Genomic DNA, 13135 nt, shown 5'->3' with positions numbered 1-13135 from the left:
ACCCGGCGGCGGATGTACTCCTGCACTCTGCTCCCCCGTCCTTTAAGTTTCAGTACATTTATATCCATCGAGCAGAGGAAAAAGACTAGCAGGAGGGTACGGTAACTTGTGGATCAACTACCTTTGGGGTCAGGCTTGAGTAATTTACTTACTGCTGGATCAGAGGGATGGATCAAAGGGGCGATTCTGGGGCGATTCTCTTAATCCATTTTAGAACTGGAGTCTGGCTATTAAAACTTGTTATTCCTTTCCTGCGACAACCGGCAAACCTGGGGGGCTACCAAATCACACAATCTGCCGCTCTCGTGTCACACTACCTTTTTTCCAGTTTCGTTCCCTTGTAATAATGGGCAAGGATCTGGTTGTATTTCGCGCCGCGTTTGGCGAGCCCATCTGCCCCGTACTGGCACATCCCCACCGCGTGCCCATATCCTTTAGTGGTAAAGACGATCTCCTTGCCTGAGCTGGTCACCATAAAATCCGTGGAACGCAACCCCAACTCTTTGCGCAGATCAACCCCCTGGCAGATTTGAGAACCCACCTTGACACTCTTTACCCGCCCGCTTTCTGTGTGTTCCTGGATCTCCACTACCTTGCCGGAACCGGCGGCTGCAGGAACAGATTGTTCACTGATCCCCAACCGTGAAATTAAGTCCTGTAAAGATAATCGGGTGACCACAGGTTCCTGTCTGTCAGGGGGGTCAAAGGTACAGCGAACACTTTTCAAATACGGTACCTCATGCCCCCACACCTCACGTGCATCCTCGGTGCCCCTCCCCCCACCACGCTGGCATGATAGACGGGATCGATCAGTTCACCATCATAGGTCAATACCTGTCCCCTGGTTTCTTTGACTGCCGTGGCAATCTTATTGTAATTGGCACGGAAGTGCCAACCCCAGCGTTTGCGCATTTCTGCTGCATCTATCCAGGCCTGGCAGTGGGCGGGGTCGGCACAGAGATGTGCAGCAGGGTGTTTTTCATCCTGGGATTCTCTGTTTAAGCGCAGCAGTGTATAGGTGCGTGCCGCCACCGCCTGTGCCTTCAAGGCCTCTTGATGGAAGGAAACGGGCATCTCCCCTGCAACAACACCAATGATATACTGTTCCAAAGGCATGCTTTCAACCTGCCCTGCTGACACCTGCAGCTGCAACTTCACCTGCGGCTCACCATCCTCTTCACCTATGGGCTCCCTGCTTTCCCAACTGCACCCGCGCACCAAAAGAGCCGGAAGACCGATCACTACCAGTATTAGGACAACAACCACATAGCCCAGCCAGCGGTAACCCCTGAATCTGTTTCGCATACTTTAACCCCACTTTCCAGGAACATCATAAGCATATTAGATACAGGATACCTAACCCCTCCTTCCATATTTATGTAAAAGAGGGGTTAGGTAGAACAGTGGATTAGACCATCCAGGGGAACGCCAACCGCGGGGACGGTGCCTTTGGCTGGTCCGTGCAACTTTTAGGTGGGGTTATCTATACAGACCTGCCGAGGGGACGGTTCCTTTGGCTGGTTTATGCACTTTTTAGGTGGAATTATCTATACAGACCTGCCAAGAGGATCTTCCCGCGGCGGGCAGACCTGCCACAGGAACCGTCCCCGCGGCTGGCAAACCACCAAGACCGCGCGGACAGTTCTCCAAATCTCTGTTGAGAATAACGGGAAAAATAAGTAAATTACTCAAGCCTGACCCCATCTCCACATCTCCATTTTATAAATCCTGAACAGAGGAAATAAGCCCCGAGCAAAACCAGCAATAGAGTGAAACCTCTCAGAGTTGTAAAGAACTCTCCAACAGCAATGGTAACAACAACAGCGATAAATAGGGAAGCCACAACCTGAATCACCTTTCTCGTATCACCGAACACCAATAGCTGTCCGCTGCGCTCCAGGGGGTTACGCTCGAAAAGGGCTATACCAAGAAAGAAGAACAGAAAAGTTGCCAGGAGCAGTGCGGGAACAAGCAAGGCAGCCTGTATAACATAGTCATGGTAATTGAGGATATAATGGGGAAGTGTCAGGTATTGCCCGACATTCATAAATATTGTGAAAGCTGCTTTATTCCAAAAACAGGCTCTCATGAGTATAGCCCTCCTTTGCCATAACATTGATAAAGATATCCTCCAGGTCAAGGTCCAGGACCTCCAGGTGAACAGGATTGAAGCCCTTAACCCTTTCCAGAACATCCCCAAAATTGCTGCCTGTTATGAGGGAATAAACCCTTCCCTGCTCCTCTACCCGCAGCACCCCCGGTATCTTCCTGGCCTGCTCCGGTATCCCCTCCGGGAAAACCACCTGAATCTTGCGGGATGATGATTTCAGTTCATCAAGTGGTTTGCTGAACAGGATTTTTCCCTTCATGATCACCGCTACCTGCTCCGCGGTGCGCTCCAGGTCATAAAGATTGTGGGTGGCGAAAAAGACAGTGGTTCCTTCCCTGGCTGTTCCTGCATGAGCAGCTGCATGAAGTGGTGGTGGAGCACCGGGTCAAGGCCGCTGGCCGGCTCATCCAGAATTAATAGCCGCGGGCGCACAGATAGTGCGATAATCAGCCCAAGCTGAGTTTTCATCCCCTTGGAAAGAGAGCGCACCTGTTTTTCTTGTGGAAGCCCAAAGCTTTTCAAAAGCGTCCGGCAGCGCTGCTCATCCCAACTGCGGTAAACCATAGAACAAAATTTCAAGATCTCCTCAACTTTGAAATGAGGGTACATCTGCTGTGTGTCTGCCACATAACCAATCTCCTGTCTTACTTCACCTGTAGGGTCAGAAATATCCCTTCCCAGCATTCGCCCACTTCCCGCCGTAGGCAAGAGTGCCCCCATCAGCATCTTGATCAGCGTTGTCTTTCCGGCCCCATTGGGACCCATCAGCCCAAATACAGACCCCTCCGGCACCTGCAGGCTGCAGTCATCTACAGCTGTCTCCCTATTAAAAACCTTGGTCAAACCTGTGGTTTCCAGTGTGACCCCATTGGTTCCATTTTTCCTCACTCCTTTCCCGATACCAATCCTTCACCGTTTCTCCCAGCAATATCCAACCAATTCATCCTGGGTGAGGCCCAGATAATAGGCCTCCACCAGGATTTTTTCCGCCATTCTCACATATCACTCTTTTTTTCTCTCCCTCACTGGCTTTGATCTCCTGGACAGCCACAAAGGTGCCCCTTCCCCTTAAGGTTTCAATAACTCCCTCCCGCTCCAGTTCCTGATAAGCTTTAGCAATGGTATTGGGATTGATAGTGATGCGGGCAGCTAACTCCCGCACAGAAGGAAGTTTTTCTCCCTGGATGAGAATACCCCGTGCAACCGCCTGCTTAACCCCCTCCACAAGCTGCTGGTAGATGGGAGTACTCGACCTTTGATCAATATCGAACCACAACCCGCTCCCTCCCTCCTTGAATCTGATAGTGTCTCATGTGTATTATGTGTCCTATTCTACCTAGTACACTATTATAATAAATGATCCTTAGAACGCTGTCAATACCCCATCCACCCGTAGGCAACGATACTTTATTGTTACAAAGTACCCTACAGTGTGATTTGCCCTTAGTCCTTTGTTGCTGCTAGCTGCAAAGCAAATGTACCTCTAAAAAGGCCATCTTTTTTCTGACTTCCGACATCCTTGTTTTCCACACCCATCCATTTCTTATGGTCTGTTTTTATCCAGCAGAACAACGTCTTTTTCCAAAGACTAATGACTAACCACTAAGGTATGGCACCTTTTAGCCCTCCCGGGTGCCTGGCACCTTTTAGGTGGACTTGTCTATACATATTGCCAACAGTTTTTTCACACCCAACATTTTTTTTTCAACGACTAACGACTAACGACTAACCACTAATAAGCCTGACCCCACAGTTTGTATACAATATTTTCACACCTTGTCAAGGGTTTTTCCCCAAGGTTATTCACATTAGGACAAAACAAGGACAGTTCTCACGTCTGACTGCTCACGACTGCCCAGACTGTCCACGGTTTTTTCACACTGTTTTCAGGGGTTATCCACTGGGTTATCCCCAATGTGGATAACCCAAAAACATGAGAACATCAAGAACCTGCAGGCTCAGAGGAACTTCATCTGTGCATAGTTGGAGAAAGCAGGTGAATATACATAAGCAAGGCGGTGATCAAGATGAAGAAAAGTTTTCATACGGTGCGCGGCTACCAACTGCTGGAACAAAAGAAAAAGACCCTTACCCCGGCAATGGAAGACTACCTGGAAATGATCTACCGGGCGAGTCTAAAAGATGGCTATATTCGCATCACCACCCTCTCCGCGCTCCTCAATGTGCGGGCACCTTCAGCAACAAAAATGGTTCAAAAACTCACCGGACTGGGGCTGCTCCACTATAAGAAGTACGGGATTGTTTTTCTCACCGAGAGTGGGAAGGAAATAGGCCAGTTTTTATTGGAAAGACATAACACTGTGGAAAAATTTCTTAAGTTCCTGGGGGTGGGAGAGAATCTCCTGGTAGAAACGGAGCTGATCGAGCATAACATCAGCCTTCATACACTTCAACTCTTAGGCTCCTTCAATCAATTCCTGGCAGAAAACCCCTATATCAGAGAGCAGTTTGAACACTTCAAAAAAGCCCAGACAAAAAAGGAAACTAATGAACCCCGTAGATCTGAGGCAACTCAGCGGGGTAAGCAGCCTTTCATCCCCTGATGGTGTCACCTCTTAAGTGGGCATCAACGGTGATCTAACCGGAAATCCATGAAAAATAAGCCAGCGGAATGGATGGCAATCATGCTGTTATTAATTCTGTCTTAATAGCTTGATACCTGCCAGAATCTTCTAGTATTCACAGGTAATTAATGGTGTTCCCAGGAGGACATGTATTCCCTGTTCTTTACGCACCATTGATAGGTTAAGATTGATTTTCCCTCCACCGACAACTGCCACATCTGGCAACACAGGGCTGTACCCTGTAATACTGGTGTATTTATCGGTGCGCAGAGTGTCTGTTATCCTGGCCCCAAAGCCCCGAAAAACTGCCTTTCCCCAGGCCAGCTGTGCTTCTTCATCCAAATCAGCGGCAATCTTGCCTTTGACAGCCAGATAGATGCCGTGGTTCTTCCCCAAAGAAGCAAGGGATTCTCTGATTTTTTTCTCCTGGGAAAGGCTTTCCTGTGTGCTGCCGGCAACAGCATACTTTATGGAAATATATGTTGGATTATCTTCAGATATCCCTTTCATTTTTTGCACCATAACTCTTGCCTGACAATCCCGGTCTATACGCTCTACCTGCAGACGGTCCCCCCAACCGGTGGGGATACTTCGCTTTGAGGCATCAACAAGCCCCAACTTCTCCCCAATTTTTTTCTTTTCCCATACCTCAGCAGGTTCCCCAGACTCCCGCAAAAGAGCCCACCCCTCCAGGTAATAGCCCTCCACCTGCACCCCGCCTGCTGTCATTAACATAGACATTTTGTCAATGACAAGGGGTTCTATGGCGCTTGTTTTCCCCAAAAAAAGCAAAACCAATACTGCACTCAAAAATAAAAGCGGGATAACTGTTTTTTTCACACAAAGGCACCCCGTTTCCCATCTTCTTCCTGTATTGTGCCCATCTATAAAATCGTTATTCGCGGAGCCAGCGCAAACGAATCTCCAAAAGTTTTTACAACACAAGGAAGGAATTTCTCCTGGGTTGGAGAATTGTTTAATAATCGAACAGAATATACTCCGAAGTCCACTGTCCTGTGGCAGTTGCTATGGCGGTCGGGCCGACAGGGTGCATCCGGAAACGGATACGCCTCCCAGTGCGGAAAGGAGATTACGGCTGTCAGCCGGGGTGTACTTTTCGCACCCCGTTTTTTATTTTGACTCACTCATAAAAGGGAAATGTCTTCGGCCTGACCGGAGTTGTCCAACATCTTAACAAGTTATGCTGTGGACCCGATCACCAAAACAGGAGAGATATACGGTCTATGCAGTGAGGATGGAGAGGTTAAATGCATAAGACATGACCCTATTATGGGCAGCGAGAACTGCCCGCTATTAAAATGAGGGATAAGGGAGGATGAAAATGAAAAAAAAAGATTCTATGTCTGCTTGTTTGTATGCTCTTTCTAACCGCGGCACTGCTGGGCTGCGGCAATGGCGACACTGATAAAACTGCTACCGAAAAAGACCCGGTTAAGCTAACAGTCTCTGCGGCTGCCAGCCTCACAGACGCATCCAAAGAACTTAAGGAACTTTATACGAAAAAAAATTCCCATGTAACCATTGATTACAGTTATGGATCATCAGGCGCACTGCAGAAACAAATCGAAGAGGGAGCACCCTCTGACCTGTTTATTTCCGCAGGAGTCAAACAGATGGATGCCCTGGAGGAAAAAGACTTGATCGACAAGAACTCCCGCTACGATCTGCTGAACAATGAGCTTGTACTGATTGCCAAAGAGGACAGTAAGCTGAAGGACTTTAACGGACTGGCTGAAAAAGACATTACCCAGATGAGCATTGGACAACCGGAATCAGTACCTGCCGGAAAGTACGCTAAAGAGGCCTTAACAAGCCTGGATCTATGGAGCAAAGTGGAATCCAAAATCGTGTATGCTAAAGATGTGCGTCAGGTACTCACTTACGTAGAAACCGGCAATGTGGATGCCGGACTTGTTTACAGGTCCGATGTGATCGGCGCCGGTAAAACCGTAAAGATAATTGCTGCTGCCCCTAAAGATTCTCACAAACCGATCATCTACCCCATGGCTATTTTGAAAAGCAGCAAAAACAAAGAAGAAACCGCAAAATTTGCAGACTTCTTGAAGGGTAAAGAAGCGGCAAAGATATTTGAAAAATACGGTTTCCAACCCATCAAGAAGTAGTTGGGCGGTATTTAAGTGCATTTAGCTGATTGGTCCCCTGTATTTCTATCTCTAAAAGTAGCTGTGCTTGCCGTGCTGTTGGTTGCCGTGATCGGGGTTCCACTGGCACGAGTGATGGCCCGTGTAGAGTTTCACGGAAAAGATATTGTGGAGGCAGCACTGACACTCCCTCTGGTGCTGCCCCCTTCTGTTGTTGGATATGGCCTGCTGATGTGCATTGGGAAGAACAGTCCCCTGGGACAGCTCCTGGACAGCTTTGGGGTTACACTTATTTTTACCTGGTACGCGGCGATTATTGCCTCATCTGTGGTCTCTTTTCCCTTGATGTACCAAAGCGTCAAGGCAGCCTTTCAGAGTGTTGATCAAACACTGGAGGAGGCTGCCAGAACACTGGGAGCAACAGAGCCGCGTGTCTTTTTTACAATTACTCTCCCCCTGGCCTGGCCTGGAATTGTTTCCGGGATCGTGCTTTCTTTTGCACGCGCCCTGGGGGAATTTGGAGCCACACTGATGGTAGCGGGCAACATACCCGGCAGAACACAGACTATCCCCTTGGCCATCTTTTTTGCTGTAGATGCGGGGGATAATGCCACAGCAGGCACCCTGGTCCTGCTGACTACTATTTTCAGCTTTCTTGTCATCCTTTGGGTGAATACCTGGTCAAGGCGACAGAGAAGATATCTGGAGAGGTAATTTGACATGTTGGATGCACACTTTACTGCTCAACGCGGACAATTTAACATTGAAATGCCACTCCATGTAGAACAGGAGATTCTGGTGCTATGCGGCCCGTCCGGATCCGGCAAAACAACTATTCTGCAGTGCCTGTCCGGACTCTTGAAACCTGTTTCCGGATTTATCAAACTGAACGGGCGTGTCCTTTTTTCGGACAAGGAGAAGATCAACCTGCCTCCCAGGGAAAGGAATATCGGCTATGTATTCCAGGATTATGCCCTCTTCCCCCATCTGACTGTAAAACAAAATGTTACCTACGGCATCAAAAAAGATCACCGGAATTCATCTCTCCTGGATCCACTGAAACTCCTGCATTCATTTGGAATCGGGCATCTTGCAGAACGCTACCCGGGCCAAATTTCCGGAGGAGAAAAACAAAGGGTTGCCCTGGCCAGAGCTCTGGCGACACAGCCTGAACTGCTCCTCTTAGATGAACCCTTATGTGCTCTGGACAAGGACATCAGGTCCACACTGCGCTTTGAGCTGAGAAAAATTCACCAGGAGTGGCAGATCCCCTTTATCCTGGTTACTCATGATGAGGAGGATGCGGCGGTCCTCGGTGACACCAAGATGTCTCTTTTCCGCAAAAGAACCGCTGCCAGTGGAACTGCTCAGCAATCGACATGCTCCCACAGCTAAAGTCGCAAGATTTTAGCTTCAACAAAGGATGCCAGCCTCGGCTGGCATCCTTTGTTATTCGAAAGTTTTTCTAACACAAGGCAGGATTTTATCGATGATTGGCGAATTATTTTAAGTACATATAGTAAACAAAATAATATTTACTCCGAGTCCACTGTCCTGTAGCACATGTGTCTTACAACAGCACCTGGCATGGCGGTCGGACCGACAGGGTGTACCTGGAAACAGGTGCACCTCCCAGTGCGGAAAGGAGATTACGGCGGAGTTTGCTTGCCGGGGTGCACTTCCGCACCCTGGTTTTAGGTTGGCACACTGCTCGTAAAGGGGGAATGCCTACGGTCTGACCGGAGATATGTTTATTATGATCTGAGTATTTGTTTTCAGGGTGACCCCCTGCGGGCGGACCCATATACAGGTATAGTGCATACTTCCAAATACACTTCAAAATACGCTTCTGAACATACTTCCAAGTATACTTTTTAATAATAACTGGCTGCTTTTTGATTGGACAGGGTTGGTTTTTGAGACGCAGCTCTTTAGGCCTCAAAAACCAATTTCTCGCATTCCTTTTCCCCATCTATTGGGTTGTCATTCCCCTCGGGCGGTGGGAAAGACAACCCGGGGGCTTTTTTTGCTCAAGATAATCACGGGTGCCTTGGGGGGAGACGGGGGTTTATCGAAAAGAATCACCATCACAAATGTCTAAGTACCCGGACGGTTAAACATATGCCCTGGGAGGGTTGCCTTGGGTTAATGACACAGCCCTGAACCTGGCGTCATCAGCGTCTATCTATATGAATGGATCTGAAATGGGCTGGCGTTTACAGGCAGGTAACCTTGTAAGTTCCCTGGGTGCATCCCCACCAAAAAAGCGGGGAGTATGTCAACTTTCCAGTTATAAAGGATTTCTAAGGAGGGATAGAAGTGGAAATGGTTAGATTGACCATTGACGGAAAGGAGGTTGAGGTTCCAGCCGGGATATCGGTCTTGGATGCGGCGGAAAGAATCGGGATACACATTCCCCGGCTCTGCCATGACCCGGACCTTAGTGCTGTAGGGGCATGTCGCCTTTGTGTTGTGGAAGTTGAAGGGATGCGCAACCTGCCGGCATCCTGTGTCACCATGGTGACAAACGGCATGGTGGTGCGTACCGACACACCCCAAATCATAGAGGCGCGCAAAACCATTTTAGAACTGCTCATTGCCAACCACCCGCTGGAATGCCTCACCTGTGAGAAAATGGGAGACTGCATGCTGGCAGAGTACTGCTACCAGTATGGCTTAACAGAAACCTCCTTTATTGATGCCGAGCGACATGAATACGATCTCGAGGAGAGCAACCCCTTCATCGTCCGCGATCTCAACAAATGCATTCTCTGCGGCAGATGTATACGTGCCTGTGCTGAGATGACCTGCCGCGATATCATTGATTTCAACTATCGCGGATTTAATACCAAGGTGGCTCCCTTCGGTGATACAGATTTAATTGAATCAGACTGCGTCTACTGCGGCAACTGTGTGGCGGTTTGTCCCACAGGCGCCCTGACAGAGAAGCAGATGCACGGTAAGGGCCGGAGATGGGAGTATGAGAGGGTTAGAACCACCTGCCCCTTCTGCGGCACAGGGTGCAACTTCGACCTGATGGTCAAGGACGGCAAAATCGCCGGTGTGGCCTCCAACCCGGACAGCCCGGTCAACGGAAAGCAACTCTGCATCAAGGGCCGCTTTGGCTGGGATTATGTATACAGCGACAAGCGCCTGACAACACCCCTGGCTAAAAAGAATGGGGAGTTTGTACCTATTTCCTGGGATGAGGCCTTTGATACAATTGCTGCACGTTTAAATGAGATCAAGGAAAAATATGGGGGCAACGCTTTTGCAGCTTTAAGTTCAGCCAGGTGTACAAATGAAGAAAACTACCTGGTTCAAAAATTTACAAGGGCGGCGATGGGCACAAACAGCGTAGACCACTGTGCCCGTACCTGACACGCGCCAACTGTGGCCGGTCTGGCCACATCATTCGGCAGTGGCGCGATGACAAACTCGATCAATGAAATTCTGAATACGGATCTTATGTTCTTAATTGGAACAAATGCTCCTGAAGCTCATCCCATCATCGGTTATAAAATGAAACAGGCCAAGAGAGCGGGGGCCAAAATGATTGTTGCGGATCCGCGGCGCACTGAACTGGCGGAAGAGGCTGATATCTGGCTTCAGCTCAACCCAGGCACTGATATCCCACTGCTCAATGGGATGATGCACGTGATCATCAAAGAAGACCTCTACGACAAGAAATTTGTTGAAGAGCGCACTGAAAACTTTGACGCACTGAAAGAAACCGTGGAAAAGTATACACCGGAATACGCATCAGAACTCACCGGTGTCCCAGCAAAAAATATCATTGCTGCGGCTCGCCTTTACGCGCAGGCTGATAAAGCCGGGCTCTTCTACACCCTGGGAATCACTGAGCACGTCTGCGGAACCTTCAATGTGATGAGCACTGCCAACCTGGCCATGCTCACCGGGAATTTAGGCCGCGAGAGCACAGGTGTCAACCCGATGCGCGGGCAGAACAACGTCCAGGGAGCCTGTGATATGGGGGCGCTTCCCAACGTCTTCACCGGTTATCAGAAGGTCACCGATGACGCAATGCGCGAGAAATTCGAGAAGGCCTGGGGAGTCCCTATGCCGCCTGGTCAAGTTGGCCTGATGATTCCGGAAATGTTCGATAAGGCCAACTCCGGAGAGCTGAAGGCTATGTACATTTTGGGTGAAAACCCGGTGTTGACTGATCCCAACGCCAACCACATCAAATCCGGTCTGGAGAATTTAGAGTTCCTGGTTGTACAAGAACTCTTTCTCACAGAAACCGCAGAATACGCTGATATTGTGCTCCCGGGGTCCAGTTTTACGGAAAAAGATGGAACCTTCACCAACACCGAACGACGCGTCCAGCGTGTGCGAAAAGCCATTGAACCGCTACCAGGCCTCGCCGACTGGCAGACCATCGCGGCTATGAGCACCAGGGTGGGCTATCCGATGAACTACAATTCCGCGGAAGAGATCTTCGATGAAATGGCATCGCTCACACCATCCTATGCAGGAATGAGCTTTGAGCGCATTGACGCCAAAGGACTGCAGTGGCCGTGCCCAACCGCGGATCACCCGGGTACCAAATTCCTGCACGGAGCTTCATTTACAAGAGGCAAGGGGCTCTTCCAGGGGATCGACCATGTGCCTCCTGCGGAATTGCCCTGTGAGGAATACCCCTTACTGCTTTCCACCGGCAGGATCCTGTTCCACTATAATGTTACGACACCGTACTCTGCCGGTCTCCACAGCTTGTGGAATGAGGAGCATGCAGAGGTCAACCCCGCAGATGCCTCACGACTGGGAGTGGTCACCGGGGACCAGGTCAAGGTGACATCACGGCGCGGTGAGGTCACAACCAAGGTACAGGTAACAGACAAGGTACCGCCAGGTGTTGTTTGGATGTCTTTCCACTATACGGAGAGCCCCACCAACGTCTTGACCAGTGATGCGATAGACCCCATCACCAAAACAGGTGAATACAAGGTCTGCGCGGTAAAGATGGAGAAGCTGAATATATAAACCAAAAACTATGTAGATAGAAATACGGTTTAACCCGTTAAAAAGTAGTTGGGCTGAACTTAAGCTCATTTAGCTGACAGGTCACCTGTATTCCTATCTATTAAAGCAGCTGTGCTTGCCGTGCCGGTGGTTGCCGTGATCGGGGTGCCACCGGCACGACTCATGGCTCGAAGAATTTCTTCATGGAAAAGATATTGTGGAGGCAGCACTGAATCTCCCCCTGGCCTGGAATTTTTTCCAGGCTTATTGGTAAAATAGTATTGTTTAGGAGGTGTTAAATGATGTTAGAGCGACCACCCATGGAGGATGCTCGCCAGGCACTAGTTGACAAAATAATGCCACTGGAGAGTGAGGCCCTCCCCACGATGGAGGCGGTAAAGCGCATTCTTGCTGCAGACATTATAGCCCCCCGTGATCTTCCCCCTTACCGGCAAGCAGCTATGGACGGTTTTGCTGTTTCCTTAACAGAAACAAAAGATAAAAGATTTACCATCAAAAAGATCTTGGAGGCAGATGAGGCTCCTGACTTCAGTTTAGAACCGGGTGAGGCAGCAGGTGTTCTAACAGGAGGCTATGTCCCACAAGGCACCGATGTGGTTATCCGTCAGGAGGATGTCCGTATCATTGGGGATTCTATAACTGTTGATAATTTTCCTGTCATTGACAACATCCGGAATCAGGGGGAGGACATTAAGTCCGGGTCAGTGATCGCCAGGAGCGGCACCATAATCACCCCGGGACTGATCGCCATTCTTACTGCCTTCGGCCTTCGGGAAATCAGGGTGATTCGGCGTCCTAAAGTGGCAATACTAAGTCTGGGAAAAGAAGTTATCCCCTATGATCAGGACCTTACCCCCGGCCAAATGTGGGACAGTAACGGCCCACACCTGTCTTCACTGGTAACCATTCAGGGCGGTCTGCCATCAGTTGTGGTTTCGCAGTCCTCTCCTGAAAAAATACTTCACTCCCAGCTACAGCAGGCTGATATGGTGGTTACCATCGGGGGAACAGCTGACGGCAGCAACGACCAGGGCAGGGATCTCCTGGACAGCACCTGTGCAGAGCCGGTTTTTCTCGGCTATCAAGTAAAGCCGGGCAGTCACGCCTGGTGCCGGGGTCAGTGATGGCAAGCCGGTGATCATCGGACCTTCCGGAAACCCATGGCCTGTTTTGTGGGCTACTGCCTCTTGGTCTCCCCAGCACTGCGCGCCTTACAGGGGCTAAACCCGGAAATAAGACGCTTCCCCTGCTGTGGCCACCCAGCCCCTTCCCTAAGCCAGGTGGGACCCAGACCGCTTCCTGCTGGGCTA

The 13135-nt window shown here is 49.7% G+C and carries 15 protein-coding genes and 2 riboswitches; of the genes, 7 read left to right on the top strand and 8 right to left on the bottom strand.

All coding sequences use genetic code 11. The features are described 5' to 3' along the window. Positions 1–313: 313 nt before the first annotated feature. The 6 genes from SSCH_RS20760 to SSCH_RS04220 all read right to left on the bottom strand — a co-directional run bounded on the left by SSCH_RS20760 (position 314) and on the right by SSCH_RS04220 (position 3386). Positions 314–727 (bottom strand): SpoIID/LytB domain-containing protein, encoded by a 414-nt coding sequence (locus SSCH_RS20760; RefSeq protein WP_269746113.1) that lies wholly within the window; start codon positions 725–727, stop codon positions 314–316. Continuing rightward, the gene (locus SSCH_RS20755; RefSeq protein ID WP_084710925.1) at positions 724–1305 is read right to left on the bottom strand and encodes a SpoIID/LytB domain-containing protein; all 582 of its coding nucleotides are present in this window, start codon (positions 1303–1305) and stop codon (positions 724–726) included. The genes SSCH_RS20760 and SSCH_RS20755 overlap by 4 nt, the downstream gene beginning before the upstream one ends. Before the next feature lie 379 nt (positions 1306–1684). Next, positions 1685–2089, bottom strand: coding sequence for a hypothetical protein (locus tag SSCH_RS04230; RefSeq protein WP_044664389.1), 405 nt, complete (start codon positions 2087–2089; stop codon positions 1685–1687). Then, positions 2067–2369 (bottom strand): hypothetical protein, encoded by a 303-nt coding sequence (locus SSCH_RS16220; protein WP_156972088.1) that lies wholly within the window; start codon positions 2367–2369, stop codon positions 2067–2069. The genes SSCH_RS04230 and SSCH_RS16220 overlap by 23 nt, the downstream gene beginning before the upstream one ends. A gap of 8 nt (positions 2370–2377) precedes the next feature. After that, entirely contained in the window at positions 2378–2998 is a 621-nt protein-coding gene (locus tag SSCH_RS04225) for an ABC transporter ATP-binding protein (protein ID WP_052835291.1), read from the bottom strand. A gap of 52 nt (positions 2999–3050) precedes the next feature. After that, positions 3051–3386 carry a GntR family transcriptional regulator gene (locus SSCH_RS04220; RefSeq protein ID WP_198142159.1) on the bottom strand — a complete coding sequence of 112 codons (336 nt, stop codon included), beginning with the start codon at positions 3384–3386 and terminating at the stop codon, positions 3051–3053. 751 nt (positions 3387–4137) lie between these two features. Here SSCH_RS04220 and SSCH_RS04215 point away from each other — a divergent pair. Continuing rightward, a complete protein-coding gene (locus SSCH_RS04215; protein WP_084710924.1) occupies positions 4138–4674 on the top strand; it encodes a metal-dependent transcriptional regulator in 537 nt (178 codons plus the stop codon). 129 nt (positions 4675–4803) lie between these two features. Here SSCH_RS04215 and SSCH_RS04210 read toward each other — a convergent pair whose 3' ends face one another. After that, positions 4804–5535 (bottom strand): YwmB family TATA-box binding protein, encoded by a 732-nt coding sequence (locus tag SSCH_RS04210; RefSeq protein WP_044664388.1) that lies wholly within the window; start codon positions 5533–5535, stop codon positions 4804–4806. Between the two features lie 146 nt (positions 5536–5681). Then, positions 5682–5800, top strand: a riboswitch (molybdenum cofactor riboswitch). Positions 5801–5874: 74 nt separating this feature from the next. On the opposite strand from SSCH_RS04210, the gene SSCH_RS18865 reads away from it, so the two are divergent. The 5 genes from SSCH_RS18865 to fdhF all read left to right on the top strand — a co-directional run bounded on the left by SSCH_RS18865 (position 5875) and on the right by fdhF (position 11825). Next, entirely contained in the window at positions 5875–6018 is a 144-nt protein-coding gene (locus SSCH_RS18865) for a hypothetical protein (protein WP_198142158.1), read from the top strand. A 53-nt stretch (positions 6019–6071) separates the two neighbouring features. After that, the gene (modA, locus tag SSCH_RS04205) at positions 6072–6839 is read left to right on the top strand and encodes a molybdate ABC transporter substrate-binding protein (protein WP_044664387.1); all 768 of its coding nucleotides are present in this window, start codon (positions 6072–6074) and stop codon (positions 6837–6839) included. Positions 6840–6854: 15 nt separating this feature from the next. Beyond that, the gene (gene modB / locus SSCH_RS04200) at positions 6855–7532 is read left to right on the top strand and encodes a molybdate ABC transporter permease subunit (RefSeq protein ID WP_044664386.1); all 678 of its coding nucleotides are present in this window, start codon (positions 6855–6857) and stop codon (positions 7530–7532) included. A gap of 6 nt (positions 7533–7538) precedes the next feature. Then, the gene (locus SSCH_RS04195; protein WP_044664385.1) at positions 7539–8213 is read left to right on the top strand and encodes an ATP-binding cassette domain-containing protein; all 675 of its coding nucleotides are present in this window, start codon (positions 7539–7541) and stop codon (positions 8211–8213) included. Between the two features lie 131 nt (positions 8214–8344). Continuing rightward, a riboswitch (molybdenum cofactor riboswitch) is annotated at positions 8345–8482 on the top strand. A gap of 655 nt (positions 8483–9137) precedes the next feature. Next, positions 9138–11825, top strand: a complete 2688-nt coding sequence (fdhF, locus tag SSCH_RS17350) for a formate dehydrogenase subunit alpha (protein WP_084710923.1) — start codon at positions 9138–9140, stop codon at positions 11823–11825. A 65-nt stretch (positions 11826–11890) separates the two neighbouring features. Here fdhF and SSCH_RS18115 read toward each other — a convergent pair whose 3' ends face one another. Further along, positions 11891–12034 carry a hypothetical protein gene (locus tag SSCH_RS18115; protein WP_156972087.1) on the bottom strand — a complete coding sequence of 48 codons (144 nt, stop codon included), beginning with the start codon at positions 12032–12034 and terminating at the stop codon, positions 11891–11893. 69 nt (positions 12035–12103) lie between these two features. On the opposite strand from SSCH_RS18115, the gene SSCH_RS04175 reads away from it, so the two are divergent. Continuing rightward, positions 12104–12949, top strand: a complete 846-nt coding sequence (locus tag SSCH_RS04175; RefSeq protein ID WP_084710922.1) for a molybdopterin molybdotransferase MoeA — start codon at positions 12104–12106, stop codon at positions 12947–12949. Positions 12950–13135 lie beyond the last annotated feature (186 nt).

The sequence above is a fragment of the Syntrophaceticus schinkii genome (assembly GCF_000946815.1).
Taxonomy (GTDB): Bacteria; Bacillota; DSM-12270; order Thermacetogeniales; family Thermacetogeniaceae; genus Syntrophaceticus; species Syntrophaceticus schinkii.
This window is presented reverse-complemented; position numbering and strand designations above follow the sequence as displayed.

Coding starts and splice junctions, on each gene's coding strand:
- modA (WP_044664387.1), top strand. CDS start 6,072: ATGCTCTTTCTAACCGCGGCACTGCTGGGCTGCGGCAATGGCGACACT.
- SSCH_RS04195 (WP_044664385.1), top strand. CDS start 7,539: ATGTTGGATGCACACTTTACTGCTCAACGCGGACAATTTAACATTGAA.
- SSCH_RS04230 (WP_044664389.1), bottom strand. CDS start 2,089: ATGAGAGCCTGTTTTTGGAATAAAGCAGCTTTCACAATATTTATGAAT.
- SSCH_RS16220 (WP_156972088.1), bottom strand. CDS start 2,369: ATGAAGGGAAAAATCCTGTTCAGCAAACCACTTGATGAACTGAAATCA.
- SSCH_RS20755 (WP_084710925.1), bottom strand. CDS start 1,305: ATGCGAAACAGATTCAGGGGTTACCGCTGGCTGGGCTATGTGGTTGTT.
- SSCH_RS04175 (WP_084710922.1), top strand. CDS start 12,104: ATGATGTTAGAGCGACCACCCATGGAGGATGCTCGCCAGGCACTAGTT.
- SSCH_RS04215 (WP_084710924.1), top strand. CDS start 4,138: ATGAAGAAAAGTTTTCATACGGTGCGCGGCTACCAACTGCTGGAACAA.